This window comes from Brevundimonas sp. D3-1P (genome assembly GCF_055809335.1).
This window is the reverse complement of sequence record NZ_CM147908.1, coordinates 2941505-2956613: the sequence shown is the minus strand read 5'-3', so window position 1 is coordinate 2956613 and position 15109 is coordinate 2941505. Positions and strand designations below refer to the sequence as shown.

The window sequence follows — 15109 nt, the reverse complement described above, 5'->3', positions numbered from 1 at the left end:
TGTCAAATCTCCGCTCATCCCCGCGAAAGCGGGGACCCAGCGCTTTGGGCGATCATCGTCGCCGACCTTTCGCAGCCTTTTATCCAACGTCAGACAAAAGGACTGGGTCCCCGCTTTCGCGGGGATGAGCGGTGAATAGAATGATCGACCCCGACACCATCGACTTCGCAAAAGGCGACGGCCTGGTTCCCGTGGTGGTGCAGGACGCCGCCACGCTTCAGGTCCTGACCCTGGCCTATATGGACCGGGCGGCGCTGGACGAGACCATCCAGTCCGGCGAGGCGACCTTCTTCTCGCGGTCGCGCGGCGGGCGCTGGAGGAAGGGCGAGACCTCGGGCGACCGTTTGCACGTCGTCTCCATCACGCCCGACTGCGACAGCGACGCCCTGGTGCTGGGCGTGCGTCCGGTCGGAAACGCCTGCCACCTTGACCGGACCAGTTGCTTCGGCGACGCCGACGCGCCGGGCCTGGGCCGCATCGCCCGGCTGGAACAGACCATCGCCGAGCGCGCCGCCGCCGATCCGTCCGAAAGCTGGACCGCCAAGCTGATCGCCCAAGGCCCCAAACGCATCGCCCAGAAGGTCGGCGAAGAGGGGGTCGAGACCGCCCTGGCCGGCGTCGCGGGGCCCGATGAGGAACTCGCCAGCGAGGCTGCGGATTTGCTCTATCACCTGCTCGTGCTTCTCCATGCCCGTAACATGGTGTTTCAGGACGTGTTGGATGTGTTGGCCTCGCGTGCGGAAGCGGGCAAAGCCAGCAGCTAGGCCGTAAAGGCGTGCGTCCCGAAAAATGGGACAGTCGAGGGAATTTCGATGGCGGCTCTCATTCTGTTCGGCGGCGGCGGCGATCTGGCGATGCGGATGCTGCTGCCGTCGTTGTATTTTCTCGAACGCGACGGCCTGCTGCCCGAGGGACTGAAGATCATCGGCGTCGCCCGTTCCGAGGAAACCGCCGAAGAATATGTCGCCAAGGTCCACGAGGCGGTGAAGCCGCGCGCCGAGGCCGACCAGGCATGGGACGAGGACAGCTGGTCCCGGATGAAGGCGCGGCTGGACTATCTGGCGGTCGACGCGACCTCGGCCGACAGCCTGAAACCGCTGAAGGCCAAGGTCGGAGACGGCGAGGTCACATCCTTCCTGGCCGTGTCGCCGTCGCTCTACGCCCGCATCGTCACGGCGATGGAGGCGGCCGGCCTGGCCGACAGGAACTGCCGCATCGTCCTGGAAAAGCCGGTCGGGCGCGACCTGGCGTCCTTCCTGGAAATCGACGACGCCGTCGGCCACGCCTTCGACGAGAACCAGGTGTTCCGCATCGACCACTACCTAGGCAAGGAGACGGTGCAGAACCTGATCGCCCTGCGCTTCGGCAACACCATTTTCGAGCCGCTGTGGAACAACTTGTCCATCGACCACGTCCAGATCACCATCGGGGAGACCGTGGGGGTCGGCGACCGCTGGCCCTATTACGACGAATACGGCGCCCTTCGCGACATGGTGCAGAACCATATGCTGCAGCTGTTGTGCCTGGTGGCGATGGAGCCGCCCAGCGACCTGGACCCGGATTCGGTGCGCAACGAAAAGGTCAAGGTGCTGCGCTCCTTGCGCCCCATCACCTCCGACGAGGCCGAGCGCGTCACCGTGCGCGGCCAGTATGTGGCCGGCGTCAGCGAGGGCGAGCCGGCCAAAGGGTATGACGAGGAACGCGGGGCCGATTCCGACACCGAGACCTTCGTCGCCATTCGCGCCGACATCGACAACTGGCGCTGGGCCGGCGTGCCCTTCTTCATGCGGACCGGCAAGCGTCTGCCGGAGAAGCGCACCGAGATCGTCATCCAGTTCAAGCCGGTGCCCCACTCCATCTTCGGCCAAGACGATCGGGGCGAGGTCCAAGCCAACCGGATGGTCATCGAACTGCAGCCCGAGGAAGACATCTCCCTGACCGTGATGAACAAGCGGCCGGGTCTCGATCAACGCATGCAGCTGCAGCCGATCAAGATGAGCCTGTCGTGGGGGGTGCCCAATTCGGGGGACGGCGAGGGCGAGGCCCCGCCGCGCCGCCGCATCGCCTACGAGCGCCTGCTGCTGGACGCGATGGCGGGCGATTCGACCCTGTTCGTCCGCCGCGACGAGGCGGAACAGGCCTGGAAATGGGTCGACGAGGTGTCCGACGCCTGGGCCGAATCCGGCCTGAAGCCCGCTCCATATGTCGCCGGAACCTGGGGTCCCGACAGCGCCGACACGCTGATGATGCGGACGGGCCGCGACTGGAACACGACCGATGTCTGAGTTCGGCCCCATCGAAGCCTTTCCCTCCGTCGACGCCTGGGCCGAGGCCATCGCGGGGCGTCTGGCCCAGACCCTGGGCGCCGCCGTCCGCGACAGGGGCGCCGCCCTGTTCGCCGGGCCGGGCGGGTCGACCCCGGCCCCGGTCTATCGCCGTCTGGCCGCGACCGATCTGGACTGGTCGAAGGTCGCCGTGACCCTGGTGGACGAACGCTACGTCCCCGAGACCTCGCCCGAATCCAACGCCCGGCTGATCCGCGACGTGCTGTTGCAGGACAGGGCGGCGGTCGCCCGCTTCATCCCCCTCTATTCGCCCGAGGTGACGGTGGACCGGGCCGCCATCGTTGCGGCCCACGCCCTGGCCGATGCGGGCGGACGGTTCGATGCGGTCCTTCTCGGCATGGGAGAGGATGGCCATATCTGCTCCATGTTCCCGGAAAGCCCGACGCTGAAGACGCTTCTGACGCCCACGCTGAAACCGACCGTCCTGGGCGTGCCCCGCGGCCGCGACGGCATGGCGCCCAGCCTGGAGCGGCTGTCGATCAACCTGCCCTATCTGATGTCGGCGGGGCGCGTGATCCTGGGCCTGAAGGGCCAGACCAAGCGCCGGGTGTTCGAGGAACAGGCCGCCGGCGACCCGAAGATCCAGCCCATCGCCGCCCTGGTCGCGGCCGATGTCCCCCTTGAAGTTCTGTGGACGGAGGAAGGCTGATGGCCCCCCGAAGCGAAGTGCATCCCACGGTCGCCGCCGTCACCGCCCGCATCGTCGAGAAAAGCCGCGAAACGCGCGCCGACTACATCCGCCGCATGGACGCCGCGCGCGACAGCGGCGCCGGGCGCGCCAAACTGTCCTGCGCCAACTGGGCCCACGCCTTCGCCGGCCAGACCATCGCCGACAAGCTGACGGCCATGGACGGGTCCAGGCCCAATCTGGGCATTGTCACCGCCTATAACGACATGCTGTCGGCCCATCAGCCGTTCGAGCGTTTCCCCGATGTCGTGCGCGCCGCCGTGCGCGAGGTCGGCGCCACGGCCCAGGTCGCCGGCGGAACCCCGGCCATGTGCGATGGCGTGACGCAAGGCCGTCCGGGCATGGAACTGTCGCTGTTCAGCCGCGACGTCATCGCCATGTCGACCGGCGTGGCCCTGACCCACGACGCCTTCGACGCCGGACTGATGCTGGGCGTCTGCGACAAGATCGTGCCGGGCCTGTTCATGGGCGCCCTGGCCTTCGGCCACCTGCCGGTCGTCTTCGCACCCGCAGGCCCTATGCCGTCGGGCATTCCGAACGCGGAAAAAGCCCGCGTCCGCGCCGAATACGCCCAGAACAAGGTGGATCGCCAGACCCTGCTGGAAAGCGAGATCGGCAGCTATCACTCGCCCGGCACCTGCACCTTCTACGGCACCGCCAACTCCAACCAGATGATGATGGAGCTGGGCGGCCTGCACATGCCCTCGACCGCCTTCGTCCACCCCGACACCGGCCTGCGCGACGCCCTGACGGCGGCGGCGGCGAAACGGGCGGTCGAACTGGCCCGCAGCGGCGAATGCCGCATGGCCGACGTCATCAGCGAAAAGTCCATCGTCAACATGATCGTGGCCCTTCTGGCCACGGGCGGATCGACCAACCACGCCATCCACCTGGTCGCCATGGCCCGGGCGGCGGGGGTGCTGATCGACTGGACCGACATGGACGAACTGTCGTCGGTCACGCCGCTTTTGGCGCGGGTCTATCCGAACGGGTCGGCCGACGTGAACGCCTTCCAGGCCGCCGGCGGCGTCGCCTTCGTCGCCCGCGAACTGGCCCAGGCGGGCAACATCCACACCGACGTGACCACCATCATGGGCAAGGGAATCGAAGCCTATTTCCAGGAGCCGTCGATGGTGGACGGCGAACTGGTCTGGCGCGACGGCGTGACCGAAAGCCTGGACCGCGACATCCTGCGCCCCGCCTCCGACCCGTTCGACCGCGAGGGCGGCTTGCGTCTGGTCAAGGGCGATCTGGGCCGGGCGGTCATCAAGATTTCGGCCGTCAAGCCCGAGAACCGCATCGTCGAGGCCCCCGCCGCCGTGTTCGAGACGCAGGAAGACGCCCTCCAGGCCTTCAAGGACGGCAAGCTCTTCCGCGACGTGGTGGTCGTGTTGCGCTTCCAGGGCCCCAAGGCCAACGGCATGCCGGAACTACACAGCCTGTCGCCGGCCCTGTCGGTGATCCAGGACAAGGGGTTCAAGGTCGCCTTCGTCACCGACGGCCGCATGTCGGGCGCCAGCGGCAAGACCCCCGCCGCCATCCACGTCTCGCCCGAGGCCCTGGCCGGCGGCCCCCTGGCCCATGTCCAGGACGGCGACATCATCCGCCTGGACGCCGAGGCCGGGGTCCTGACCACGGTCGGGATCGCCGATCTGACCGCCCGCCCCCTGGCCGCCCGGTCCCAGGTCAACGCCGAAGGCTCGTCCTGGGGCTATGGCCGCGAACTGTTCGGCGCCTTCCGCCACGTGGTCACGACGGCCGAACAGGGGGCGACCGTCTGTTTCGCCGTCCCGCCCGGCTCTCGCGGCCATGACGACACCCCGCCCAACCCCAACTTCGTCGACCGGACCGTGGACGCCTGATCCACCGAACCGAGCGCAGGAAACGCTTCATGAACGACAAGACCCTTCTCGTCGGCCCCCAGCTTGTCGGGGACGTCGGCGGCACCAACGCCCGTTTCGCCGTGGCCCGGATGGTGGACGGCAGGCCCGTGCTGGACCACCACGAAAGCTTCCCGGCCGAGACCTATCCCACCTTCCTGGAAGGGGTCGCCGCCTTCATCGACGGCTGCGAGGTCAAGCCGACCGGCGGCGTGATCGCCGTGGCCGGCCCCGTCACCGACGGCGCCATCGACCTGACCAACTCGCCCTGGCAGGTGTCGGAGAGCGAGCTTCAGACCCTGGGCCTCAAGCCGGTCAAGCTGATCAACGATTTCGAGGCCCTGGCCTGGGGCGCGCCCATCGTGCCGGAAGACCAGTTGGAAAGCCTGGGCGGTCCGATCGACGGCGATCCGCATTCGACGGTCGCGGTGCTGGGCCCCGGCACCGGCTTCGGGGTCTCGGCCCTGGTCCGCGACGCCCATGGCCGGGAGATGGCCATGCCGTCCGAGGGCGGGCACGCCTGTTTTCCGCCTGGCGATCCGGTCGAGGACGAGATCCTGCGCATCCTGCGCCGCCGCTACGACCGCGTTTCCATCGAACGGCTGATCTGCGGTCCCGGCCTGCTGAACATGCACCGCGCCCTGGCCGAGATCGACGGGCGCGAGACCCACATCGACGATCCGGCCCAGATCACCCAGACGGCGATGGCCGATCCGAACAGTCCGTGCGGTGCGACCCTGGCCCGGTTCTGCGCCATACTGGGCGCCGTGGCCGGCGACATCGCCCTGACCACCGGCGCGCGCGGGGGCGTCTATATCGCCGGCGGCATCGTTCCGCGCATCCTGCCCTTCATCAAGGCCAGCCCCTTCCGCCAGCGGTTCGAGCGCAAGGGCCGCTTCAAGGCCTATATGTCCGAGATTCCGACCAAGGTGATCATGCACAAACACGCCGCCCTGCTGGGCGCAGCGCGGGTCGCCTTCGCCGAGGCGGAGGGCTGAAGTCCGCCCCGGCGATCACGTAATCTCACGGCGGCGTGAACCGAACCGTCGCCGTGACGTTTTCTCGTCTCCACCATAGAGAGGAAACCCAGATGAAAAAGTTCGCCATCGCCGCCGCGTCGCTGTTCGTGCTGTCGGGCGTCGCCGCCTGCGGCGAAAGCGCCGCCGACAAGGCCGCCGAGAAGCGCGCCGACGCCATCGAGGCCACGGGCGAAGCCCACGCCGACCAGCTGGAGGCCCAGGCCGCGACCGCCCCGACCCAGGCTCAGACTGATGCGCTGAACGCCCAGGCCGACCAAGTCGAGAAGAACGCCGACCGCAAGGCCGACCAGGTCGAGCAGCAGGGCGGCAACGCCGACGGCGGCATGACCACGTCGAACACGCCGTCGACCCACTAATCCGTCCACGGATGATCCGGCCCCTGTCGTTCGCGACGGGGGCTTTTTCGCATCCGGCCGTCAGTCGATGCAGAGGGTCGGGCCGACCTTGCCGTCCGTGACCGTGGCGTGACAGCCGAAGCGGTCGCTGGTCGCCTGGCACACGCCGGCGGACGCCGTTCCCGCAGCGATCCCCGCATTGCCCTCGACGCGGCAATCGCCCTGGCACTGATCGCCGTCGGTGCAACGGTTGCCGGCGTCGGCGTAGCGGGTCACGCACCGCCAGACCTGCATCCGCCCGACCTGTTTCATGACGCCCCCGCGCGTCGCGCAGGCCGCGGCCTCGGCGCTCTGCAGAGGGGCGTCCGATCCGGCCCCCGTCGTGGTCTGCGGCGTGCAGGCGGCCGCCAGGATGGCGACGGCGGCGATGAGGAAAATGCGGATCATGAAACCTGCCCTTTGGCGAAGCCCGACCAGACGTCGTCGTAGTCCAGCTGCATCTGCGATGAGTCCGACGCCCATTTCGTGATGCGGATCGGCGCGCGCGTCTCGAACATGAAGGCCAGGGTGTCTTCGATCTTGTGCGGCTTCAACTCGGCCTTGATCGCGGCCTCGTAGCTGGCCTGGTCGGGACCATGGCCGCTCATGCGATTGTGCAGCGACGCCCCGCCCGGCGCGAAACCGCCCGCCTTGGCGTCATAGGCGCCCGTGACCAGCCCCATGAACTCGCTCATGACGTTCCGATGGAACCAGGGCGGCCGGAAGGTGTGTTCGGCCACCATCCACCGCGGCGGGAAGATGACGAAGTCGATATTGGCCGTGCCCGGCGTTTCGGACGGGCTGGTCAGGACGGTGAAGATCGACGGATCGGGATGGTCGTAGCTGACCGTGTTGATCGTATTGAACCGCGCCGTGTCGTAGCGGCAGGGCGCCAGATTGCCGTGCCAGGCGACGACGTCCAGCGGGCTGTGGTCGAAGGTCGTGACCCACAGACGGCCGCCGTATTTCTGAATGCACTGGGTCGGGCGGTCCAGGTCCTCATAGGCCGCGACCGGGGTCTCGAAATCGCGCGGATTGGCCAGGCCGTTCGACCCGATAGGCCCCAGGTCGGGCAGGCGGAACGGCCCGCCGTAATTCTCGCAGACATAGCCCCGCACAGGTCCTTCCACCTCGACGCGGAAGCGGACGCCGCGCGGGATCAGGACGATGTGACCCGGTTCGGCCTCGACGACGCCCATCTCGGTCACGAAACGATGCGCCCCCTGCTGCGGCACGATCAGCAGTTCGCCGTCGGCGTCGTAGAAGACCCGGTCGGTCATCGAACGATTGGCGACATAAAGGTGTATGCCCGCCCCGGCCCCGGCGTCGGGATCGCCGTTTCCGCCATAGGTAATCAGTCCCTCGATCCAGTCGGTCGGGGTTTCGGGGATCGGCAGCGGGTCCCAGCGCATCCGGTTGGGGTTGGGCGGCGTCTCGTCGAACGGGCCGGACCGCACGCGCGCCTGGTCGAAGGCGACATAGGGGCCGTGCTGGGCCGAGGGGCGAAGACGATAAAGCCAGCTTCTGCGGTTCTCGGCCCGCGGGGCGGTGAAAGCCGTGCCCGACAGCTGTTCGGCATAGAGGCCCATCGGCGTCTTCTGCGGCGAGTTCTGACCCGCCGGCAGGGCGCCGGGCGCGGCCTCGGTCGCGAAATGATTGCCGAAGCCGGTCATATAGGCGGGCGCGTTGGATCGCGTCATGTCGTGTCTCCCTATGACGCCCGGTTTAGCCGCCGCACGCGCCAGCGTCACCTGCCGCAAGGGGCGCGGTCAGCCCTTGGACGGCAGAAAGGGGGAGAAGGTGATCACGGTGAAGGTGTCGCGCACATGCGGGCGCGTCTGGACCTGTTTGGTCACGAAGGTCCCGATGTCGGCCTCGCGCGGCAGGTTGAACTTGGCGAGCAGATCGTGTTGGCCCGAGGTCGAATAGACCTCCGACACATTCTCCACATTGTCCACGATGTCGGCCGCCACATCGTTGGCGTAGCCCAGCTCGCATTTGATGAAGACGAAGATGGCGGTCATCATGGCCGTGGCCTTCCTGAAGTTCGGACGCCTTCTAGCCGATGGCGACCACCTCCGAAACGCCTGACGACGGGATCAGTGCAGCCGCTTGCTGACCCAGACCAGGGTCGGTTCGTCCTCGACCGGCGCGACCTGGAAGCCCATGTCGTTCTCGACCTGCAGGGCGGCGTGGTTGGCGCGGTCCTCCAGCGACTCGATCACAGAATAGCCGCGCGACCGGGCTTCGGCGACCAGCCGCTCCAGCAGGGTCCACCCGATTCCCTGCCCTTTCAGGTCGCCGCGCAGCAGGATGGCCGCCTCGGCCCTTTCGCCCGCCGCGTCGCCGGCCAGGACGGCGGTCGCCGCCACGGCCCCGTCCTCGCCCCAGGCGATCAGGCTTTCGCCATCTGCGGACGGCTTCTCGATGAGGGCCACGAGTTGGTCGTGGCCCGGCGCTCTCAGGGTGGACAGGAAGCGGAACCGCATGTCCTCCGGCGTCACCTTGGCGAAGAAGGCGGCCAGGGCGCGCTCGTCCTCGCTGCGCGCCGGGCGGACGTCCAGACGCAGGCCGGTGCGGGTGACGAGCTGTTCGCGATCAAGCAGGGTCATGGGGTTCTCCTTCATGCCGCTCCATCGCCTGTCCACAGCCCTCGCGCCTTGACTTCGATCAAGATCGGGCGGCGTCCGCGCCGGTGAAACAATATGTTCCATCCCAGGCCGGCGAAGCGGGGGCCGCGCGCTTTGGCATCGCCGACGGCCTGGGATAAGCAGGAACCGACGGGCCGCTCGACGGCCTCATACGCTCCCGCCGCATCGGGACCACAGGAGACAGACATGGCCCATGATCGCGTCAGCGTGCTTCAGGCGCTCCAGACCCAGGGCGTGTGCCCCGTCTTCTATCACCCGGACCCCGAGGTCAGCCTGAACGTCATCCGCGCCTGCGCGCGCGGCGGGGCCCCGGTGGTCGAGTTCACCAATCGCGGCGACTTCGCCTGCGACCTGTTCGGCGAGATCAATCGCGAACTGATCAGGACCGATCCCGAGGTGGTGCTGGGCATCGGCTCGGTGGTCGATAGCGGCACGGCGGCGCTTTATCTGAACCGGGGCGCGCGCTTCGTCGTCAGCCCCTGCCTGGTCCCGGACGTGGCCAGGGTCTGCAACCGGCGTATGGTCGCCTATTTCCCCGGCTGCGGCTCCGTGACCGACATCGGCGAGGCGCACGAACTGGGCTGCGACATCGTCAAACTGTTTCCCGGTTCGTCGGTCGGCGGGCCGGACTTCGTCAAGGCGGTCAAGGGCCCCATGCCCTGGGTCAAGATCATGCCGACGGGCGGCGTCGACCCCGACGAAGCCTCCATCGCCAAATGGTTCGGCGCCGGGATCGTGGCGGCGGGCATGGGATCGAAACTGGTGACGGACGCGGCCGTCAAGGCCGGCGACTGGGCCGCCATCGAGATCTCGGTGCGCGCGGCCGTTGACGCGGTGGCCGCCTTCCGCGCCGCGACAGCCGCCTGAGCCTCAGCCAGCGGGACGGTCGTCCGGGGCGGCCGTCTGCGGTCGATGCGCCCCAGAGCCATCGTGGCGCGCGGCGTCGCGGCGGGCGCTCCCCTTGCGTTGCAGCAGGGGCGTCAGGGCCTTGCGCTCTTCGGGGGTCAGGGTGGCCAGCAGGGCGACCGCCCCGGTTTCCAGCCGCTGGCGGCCGCGCATCTCGGCGGCGCGCGACTGCTCCAGCAGGGTCTGGACGCGCTGCGCGTCCAGGGTCGGCTGGCCGGCCACGGCGACGGCTTCGCGCCGCGCCGCCCGCGCCGCCTCGAAGTCGGGACGGGCCGACAGGGCGGTTTCACGCAGGGACGCGCGCACGCGCTGGCGCACCGCAGGGTCCAGCCCCGCCAGCACCTCGGCCAGCGGCCCTTCGCGGCCGCCCCGGCGTTGCTCCTCGATCCGCCGTTCGATCTTGTCGCGGCTGACGGCGTAGGTCACGCCTCCGGCCAGGGCGAACAGGTTCAGCGCGACCGACACGGCCAGGGCGATCTTCAAGGCCCGTCCGCTCATCCCACAACCTCGGTGTCGTCCACCCCGGTCAGGGAGGACTGATAAAGCACCGCATCCGCCCGCGCGTCCGCCGTCAGGTGGCTGGTCAGGCCGACGCCGGCCACCACCCCCGCACAGGCCGCAGCCGCCCAGCCCGCGCCCAGATACCAGACCGCCTGACGCCAGCGTCCGCGCATCCGGGGTTTCGGCGCCGCCGCAAGAACCCGCTCAATCAGCGCCGCAGAGGGCGCCGTCGTCGGCGCCGCGTCCAGCAGGGCGTCCAGCGTCGCGGCCTCGTCCAGCACGGCCCGCAGAGACGGATCGGCGGCTAAAAGACTTTCGGCGAAGGCGCGCTGGTCCGCCGGCCAGCGACGCAGGTCCGCCCCATAGACGTCCGCCAGAGCCTGCAACCGTTCCGCCTTCATCCTCTATCTCCCTTGCGCGCGCCCGGCGCCATGTCCGACAGCGTCTGACGCAATGCGCGGCGACCGCGCGACAACAAACTCTCCAGGGCCTCGACGCTGATCTCCATCAGCGCGGCCGCCTCGATATTGGACAGCTCCTGATAGTGGCACAGCACGATGGCCTCGCGCTGGCGATCCGGCAGCTGTCTCAGCGCCTGCGCCACCCGCGCCCCGGTCTCGGCGGCCAAAAGCCCCCGATCCGGCCCCGGCCCGTCGTCCGGTCGATCCGGCGGGGCCTCGGTCGGGATTTCGCGCCGCCGTCTCAGCCGGTCGTAGCAGAGGTTCAAGGCCACCCGGTGCAGCCAAGTGTCGAACCGCGCCCGGCCCGGCGCCCATTTCGGCGCCTGCCTCCAGGCGCGCAACAGGGTTTCCTGCGCCACGTCCTCGGCCTCTGTCGCGTCGCCCAGCATCCGTTGCGCCAGGGCGTGAATGCGCGGCAGCTTCAGCGCGACCAACGCCTGCGACGCCGCCGGGTCCCCCTGACCCACGCGGCGCACCAGATCCTCGTCGGGGTCGACGATCGCGACCAAGCCCGCCTCTTCCGCTGCTGACGAAAGGGACCGATTCGTCCACGACGGCCGACCCCGACACCGTTCTTACTCCGAAGCCGGAGCCGGGGAAGCGACTTGCGGCGCCGGACGCGCGGCCTGCCGTTCCGCACGACGGGCGGTCATGGCGGCCCGGCGTTCATCGGCGGTGATCACGCCGTCCCGGTCGGCGTCCAGCCTGTCGAACCGCTCGCCCAGCCTGGCCGCGACCTCGGAGATCGTCACGGGACCCCGCTCGCGTCCCTTGCGGCCGGAGCCGCCCTGATCGGGCATGGCGTGACGCAGGCCTGCCCGGTGGCCCGCGCGTTCGCCGCGCGGCCCGCGCTCCGGGCGAACGGCGTGGCCGGCGTCGAACTCGGCGCGGCTGATGGAGCCGTCGCCGTCGGCGTCCAGCTTGGCGAAGCGGTCGTTGGCGTGTTCGGCGCGCTTGGCCTGGATCGCCGCCCGGCGTTCCTCGACGCTGACCGCGCCGTCGCGATCGGCGTCCAGGGCGGTCAGCCGGGCCACGCGCGCATCGACGAACTGGGCGCGGGTGATCGGCCGATCCGCGGCATGCCGCGCCGGGCTCGGCGCGGCGCCGATCGTCGGAGCCTGTGCGGCTGGAACCTGGGCCGTGGCGGCGCCGGCGAGGGCGGCCAAGGCGATGGCGCCCAGGCCGGTCAGAAAGCTCTTTCTCATCTCGATAATCTCCTTGGGTCGCTTGCGCGCCCTGTGCATCGCCCGTGCATCGCCCTGTCAGGAGATTGAACGCGGGTCGGAGGATTCTCCGTCGCGGCCCGATGGAACCGCCCGTTCGAAGGCCCGACGCGCCCGCGCCCGCAGGTCGGTCAGCTCCGTCTTCAGCGTCTCGAAATCAGGCGCGCCCGCCGCCTCGGCCAGACGCAGCTGGAACACCGACGGCTCCGTCTCGGGATCGACCCGGTCCTCGAAGGCGGCGGCCAGCAGATGGGCCAGCCGCTGCTGCACCCGCCACGCCTCGGCCAGAACCGGATCGTCGTGCAGCGCCTCTAGGGTCGAAAGGGTCAGGGGCTGACCGGCGACGGCGGCCTGAAGCTGGCGATACTGGGCGGCGAACTCGGCGTCCACCTGGCCGCCCGGCGACAGCTTCAGATCCCAGAATCCGTGCGGCCGCCGCTCGCGATCCATCAGGGCGCGCATCTTGCGGACGTCGGCGGCGATGTCGACACCCGGTCGCGGCCTGCGCAGGGCCGCCTCGATGGCCGCCGAGACGCGGTCGCCGAACGCAGGGTCGCTGGCCCAGACGACGCGGGCGCGGGTCAGGACCATGAACTCCCACGTCTCCGCCTCCCTGGCGTAATAGGCTTCGAAGCCCGACAGCCGCACCGACACCGGCCCCTTCGAACCCGTGGGACGCAGCCGCATATCGACCTCGTACAGCCCGCCTTCGGCCGTGTGGGCCGACAGGGCCGCGATCAGTCGCTGGGTGAAGCGGGCGTAGAAGACGTCGGCCGTCCAGTCCTTAAGGCTCGAGGTCGCCTCGGCCGGCGCCTCGTAGAGGGTCATCAGGTCCAGGTCGGACCCGGCGGTCATTTCGCGCGATCCGGCCTTGCCCAGGGCCACGACCGCGACCGCGCCGGGAAAGTCGCCGCCCACCCGCGCCGTCTCCTCCAGGGCCGCCGGAGACAGGGTCCGCATGGCGGCGTCGGCCAGGGCGGCGTAGGCCCGACCGGCCGCCTCCGGCCCTGCACGGCCGGTCAGGGCGTGGATGCCGATGCGGAACATCTGTTCGCGGTGCAGGCGGCGCACGGCGTTCATGGCCCCCTCGAAATCCTCGGTCTCGCCGGCCTCGCGCAGCATCTGTTCGGTCAGGCTGGTCTCTTCCGAAAGGTCGACCAGGAAACGGGCGTCCAGCACCCCGTCCAGCGCCGCCGGCTGACGCCCCAGGGTGCGGGCCAGGCGCGGGGCGAAGGCCATGACGCCCACGACCATCTCGAACAGTTTGGGCTGGTTCAGGAACAGGGCCTGGACCTGCACCCCCGCCGCCAGGCCCGAGAAGAAGACGGCGAACCGGCGAAAGGCCGCGTCGGGCGCGCCGGATCGCGCCACCGCCTCCAGCAGGCGCGGCGCCAGGCGGGTGAAAAGTTCGCGGCCCCGTTCGGTGCGGGTCGCGGGGATGCGGCCGTGATGCCAGGAGCGAATCGCATCGGCGACCGACGCCGGCTCCGAAAAGCCCATTCGCCGCAGGGTCTCCAGCGTCTCGGGATCGTTCTCGACGCCGGTGAAGACCAGGCTGCCGTAGCGGGAATCCAGGTCTTCGCCGCCCTCGAACAATTCGCCGTAACGGGCGTTGACGCGCACCAGCAGGGCCTCGACCCGGGCGTCGAATGCGGCCAGATCGGACTGGCCCGCCAGGGCGGCGACGGCGGCGCGGCGCCCGGCGTCCTCGGGCAGGCGGTGGGTCTGTTCGTCGTCCAGCATCTGCACCCGGTGCTCCAGCCCGCGCAGTTCGACATAGGCGGCCGACAGTTCCTCGGCCACGGCCTGCGGGATGTGGCCGGCGGCGGCCAGGGCGTGCAGCGCCTGGATCGTGCGGGGCGTTCTCAGCGCCGGATCGCGGCCGGCCAGGATCAGCTGCTGGGTCTGGGCGTAGAATTCGATCTCGCGGATGCCGCCCCGACCCAGTTTCAGATTGGCGCCGGCCGCCTGCAGCCCTTCGCCCGTCTTGTGGACGTGGATCTGTTTCTTGATCGACTGGATGTCCAGCACGGCGGCGTAGTCCAGGCTGCGCCGCCAGACGAAAGGGACCAAGGCCTTCAGGAATCGCCCCGCCGCGCGCAGGTCGCCCAGCACCGGCCGCGCCTTGATGAAGGCCGCCCGCTCCCAGTTCTGGCCCACGCTCTCGTAATAGGCCAGCGCCATCGGCGCGGCGACCACGGGCGGGGTGGAGGACGGGTCGGGCCGCAGCCTCAGATCGACGCGAAAGACATAGCCGTCGGCTGTCCGTTCGCTCAGCAGGGTGGCGATCCCCTTGCCGACCCGGTTGGCGAAGTCCTGCGTCTCGACCCCTTCGGCCAGGGCCAGGGTCGTCAGGCGCGGCTCGAAGAACAGGGAGATGTCGATGTCGGAGGAATAGTTCAGCTCGTTGGCGCCGTGCTTGCCCATGGCGATGCCGAACAGGCCGGGGACGGGTCCGCGCGAATCGTCGGGCGGCGAGACTAGCCGGCCGCGTCGCCTCTGTTCGGCGGCGACGGCGCGCAGCGCCGCGCGGCAGGCGACGTCGGCGAAGGCCGACAACGCCGCCGTGACCTGATCCAGATCCCATACGCCCCCCAGGTCGGACAGAGCCGTCAGCAGATGCAGATCGGCCTTCAGCACCCGCAAGGGGGCCCGCACCGCCTCGGGATCGCCGTCCAGCGCATCGGTCTCACGCACGATCCGGGACAGGCTCTCGCCCGGATCGGCCTCCAGCAGGCGGCGCAGATGGACAGGGCGGCGGCGCATCAGCCCAGCCAGATAGGGCGAAGCGCCCGCGACCGGGGCCAGGGCGGGCCAGGACGCGTTCAGGACATCGGCCCAACCGTCGGCGTCGGCGGCCTCGATCAGGGTTTCGCGCAGACGGTCGGCGGCGGCGGGGTTCGCGACCGGGCCTGGGGGCGCCAGGGTTTCGAAGAGGGGCTGAATGGGCATTCAATTATCCGCTCATCCCGGCGAAAGCCGGGACCCAGTGCTTTCACCCGGCAATGCGTTGGACCACGACCGCGCTCGACACAAGCCC

The 15109-nt window shown here is 69.5% G+C and carries 16 protein-coding genes; 7 read left to right on the top strand and 9 right to left on the bottom strand.

Annotated features, from left to right (window positions below):
- Window positions 1-140 precede the first annotated feature (140 nt).
- The 6 genes from hisIE to AC0L6G_RS14925 all read left to right on the top strand — a co-directional run bounded on the left by hisIE (window position 141) and on the right by AC0L6G_RS14925 (window position 6309).
- Window positions 141-764 carry a bifunctional phosphoribosyl-AMP cyclohydrolase/phosphoribosyl-ATP diphosphatase HisIE gene (hisIE, locus tag AC0L6G_RS14950; protein ID WP_293825226.1) on the top strand — a complete coding sequence of 208 codons (624 nt, stop codon included), beginning with the start codon at window positions 141-143 and terminating at the stop codon, window positions 762-764.
- Between the two features lie 48 nt (window positions 765-812).
- A complete protein-coding gene (zwf, locus tag AC0L6G_RS14945; protein WP_293825224.1) occupies window positions 813-2285 on the top strand; it encodes a glucose-6-phosphate dehydrogenase in 1473 nt (490 codons plus the stop codon).
- Window positions 2278-2994 carry a 6-phosphogluconolactonase gene (pgl, locus tag AC0L6G_RS14940; protein WP_293825223.1) on the top strand — a complete coding sequence of 239 codons (717 nt, stop codon included), beginning with the start codon at window positions 2278-2280 and terminating at the stop codon, window positions 2992-2994. The genes zwf and pgl overlap by 8 nt, the downstream gene beginning before the upstream one ends.
- Entirely contained in the window at window positions 2994-4895 is a 1902-nt protein-coding gene (edd, locus tag AC0L6G_RS14935) for a phosphogluconate dehydratase (protein WP_293825222.1), read from the top strand. The genes pgl and edd overlap by 1 nt, the downstream gene beginning before the upstream one ends.
- Window positions 4896-4924: 29 nt before the next feature.
- Entirely contained in the window at window positions 4925-5911 is a 987-nt protein-coding gene (gene glk, locus AC0L6G_RS14930) for a glucokinase (RefSeq protein WP_293825220.1), read from the top strand.
- Between the two features lie 92 nt (window positions 5912-6003).
- Window positions 6004-6309 carry a hypothetical protein gene (locus AC0L6G_RS14925; protein WP_293825218.1) on the top strand — a complete coding sequence of 102 codons (306 nt, stop codon included), beginning with the start codon at window positions 6004-6006 and terminating at the stop codon, window positions 6307-6309.
- 60 nt (window positions 6310-6369) lie between these two features.
- Here AC0L6G_RS14925 and AC0L6G_RS14920 read toward each other — a convergent pair whose 3' ends face one another.
- The 4 genes from AC0L6G_RS14920 to AC0L6G_RS14905 form a co-directional block, all read right to left on the bottom strand.
- Window positions 6370-6735 carry a hypothetical protein gene (locus AC0L6G_RS14920; RefSeq protein ID WP_293825217.1) on the bottom strand — a complete coding sequence of 122 codons (366 nt, stop codon included), beginning with the start codon at window positions 6733-6735 and terminating at the stop codon, window positions 6370-6372.
- Complete coding sequence (gene hmgA, locus AC0L6G_RS14915) at window positions 6732-8027, bottom strand: homogentisate 1,2-dioxygenase (protein ID WP_293825215.1); 1296 nt, start codon at window positions 8025-8027, stop codon at window positions 6732-6734. The genes AC0L6G_RS14920 and hmgA overlap by 4 nt, the downstream gene beginning before the upstream one ends.
- 69 nt (window positions 8028-8096) lie before the next feature.
- Window positions 8097-8354, bottom strand: coding sequence for an Lrp/AsnC ligand binding domain-containing protein (locus tag AC0L6G_RS14910; RefSeq protein ID WP_269220611.1), 258 nt, complete (start codon window positions 8352-8354; stop codon window positions 8097-8099).
- Between the two features lie 72 nt (window positions 8355-8426).
- Window positions 8427-8939 carry a GNAT family N-acetyltransferase gene (locus AC0L6G_RS14905; RefSeq protein WP_293825213.1) on the bottom strand — a complete coding sequence of 171 codons (513 nt, stop codon included), beginning with the start codon at window positions 8937-8939 and terminating at the stop codon, window positions 8427-8429.
- 225 nt (window positions 8940-9164) lie between these two features.
- On the opposite strand from AC0L6G_RS14905, the gene AC0L6G_RS14900 reads away from it, so the two are divergent.
- On the top strand, window positions 9165-9845 hold the full coding sequence (locus AC0L6G_RS14900) for a bifunctional 4-hydroxy-2-oxoglutarate aldolase/2-dehydro-3-deoxy-phosphogluconate aldolase (RefSeq protein WP_293825211.1): 681 nt from the start codon (window positions 9165-9167) through the stop codon (window positions 9843-9845).
- Between the two features lie 3 nt (window positions 9846-9848).
- On the opposite strand, the gene AC0L6G_RS14895 is transcribed toward AC0L6G_RS14900, so the two are convergent.
- The 5 genes from AC0L6G_RS14895 to AC0L6G_RS14875 all read right to left on the bottom strand — a co-directional run bounded on the left by AC0L6G_RS14895 (window position 9849) and on the right by AC0L6G_RS14875 (window position 15021).
- Window positions 9849-10382, bottom strand: a complete 534-nt coding sequence (locus AC0L6G_RS14895) for a periplasmic heavy metal sensor (RefSeq protein WP_293825209.1) — start codon at window positions 10380-10382, stop codon at window positions 9849-9851.
- Window positions 10379-10786 (bottom strand): hypothetical protein, encoded by a 408-nt coding sequence (locus tag AC0L6G_RS14890; protein ID WP_473252547.1) that lies wholly within the window; start codon window positions 10784-10786, stop codon window positions 10379-10381. Before AC0L6G_RS14890 ends, AC0L6G_RS14895 begins: the two co-directional genes overlap by 4 nt.
- Window positions 10783-11355, bottom strand: a complete 573-nt coding sequence (locus AC0L6G_RS14885) for an RNA polymerase sigma factor (RefSeq protein ID WP_293825205.1) — start codon at window positions 11353-11355, stop codon at window positions 10783-10785. Before AC0L6G_RS14885 ends, AC0L6G_RS14890 begins: the two co-directional genes overlap by 4 nt.
- A 66-nt stretch (window positions 11356-11421) precedes the next feature.
- A complete protein-coding gene (locus AC0L6G_RS14880) occupies window positions 11422-12051 on the bottom strand; it encodes an EF-hand domain-containing protein (RefSeq protein ID WP_293825203.1) in 630 nt (209 codons plus the stop codon).
- A 57-nt stretch (window positions 12052-12108) separates the two neighbouring features.
- Window positions 12109-15021, bottom strand: coding sequence for a bifunctional [glutamine synthetase] adenylyltransferase/[glutamine synthetase]-adenylyl-L-tyrosine phosphorylase (locus AC0L6G_RS14875; RefSeq protein WP_293825201.1), 2913 nt, complete (start codon window positions 15019-15021; stop codon window positions 12109-12111).
- Window positions 15022-15109 lie beyond the last annotated feature (88 nt).

Bases quoted from the DNA above. Each gene is read 5' to 3' on its own strand.
- hisIE (WP_293825226.1), top strand. From the start codon at position 141: ATGATCGACCCCGACACCATCGACTTCGCAAAAGGCGACGGCCTGGTT.
- zwf (WP_293825224.1), top strand. From the start codon at position 813: ATGGCGGCTCTCATTCTGTTCGGCGGCGGCGGCGATCTGGCGATGCGG.
- pgl (WP_293825223.1), top strand. From the start codon at position 2,278: ATGTCTGAGTTCGGCCCCATCGAAGCCTTTCCCTCCGTCGACGCCTGG.
- edd (WP_293825222.1), top strand. From the start codon at position 2,994: ATGGCCCCCCGAAGCGAAGTGCATCCCACGGTCGCCGCCGTCACCGCC.
- glk (WP_293825220.1), top strand. From the start codon at position 4,925: ATGAACGACAAGACCCTTCTCGTCGGCCCCCAGCTTGTCGGGGACGTC.
- AC0L6G_RS14925 (WP_293825218.1), top strand. From the start codon at position 6,004: ATGAAAAAGTTCGCCATCGCCGCCGCGTCGCTGTTCGTGCTGTCGGGC.
- AC0L6G_RS14920 (WP_293825217.1), bottom strand. From the start codon at position 6,735: ATGATCCGCATTTTCCTCATCGCCGCCGTCGCCATCCTGGCGGCCGCC.
- hmgA (WP_293825215.1), bottom strand. From the start codon at position 8,027: ATGACGCGATCCAACGCGCCCGCCTATATGACCGGCTTCGGCAATCAT.
- AC0L6G_RS14910 (WP_269220611.1), bottom strand. From the start codon at position 8,354: ATGATGACCGCCATCTTCGTCTTCATCAAATGCGAGCTGGGCTACGCC.
- AC0L6G_RS14905 (WP_293825213.1), bottom strand. From the start codon at position 8,939: ATGACCCTGCTTGATCGCGAACAGCTCGTCACCCGCACCGGCCTGCGT.
- AC0L6G_RS14900 (WP_293825211.1), top strand. From the start codon at position 9,165: ATGGCCCATGATCGCGTCAGCGTGCTTCAGGCGCTCCAGACCCAGGGC.
- AC0L6G_RS14895 (WP_293825209.1), bottom strand. From the start codon at position 10,382: ATGAGCGGACGGGCCTTGAAGATCGCCCTGGCCGTGTCGGTCGCGCTG.
- AC0L6G_RS14890 (WP_473252547.1), bottom strand. From the start codon at position 10,786: ATGAAGGCGGAACGGTTGCAGGCTCTGGCGGACGTCTATGGGGCGGAC.
- AC0L6G_RS14880 (WP_293825203.1), bottom strand. From the start codon at position 12,051: ATGAGAAAGAGCTTTCTGACCGGCCTGGGCGCCATCGCCTTGGCCGCC.
- AC0L6G_RS14875 (WP_293825201.1), bottom strand. From the start codon at position 15,021: ATGCCCATTCAGCCCCTCTTCGAAACCCTGGCGCCCCCAGGCCCGGTC.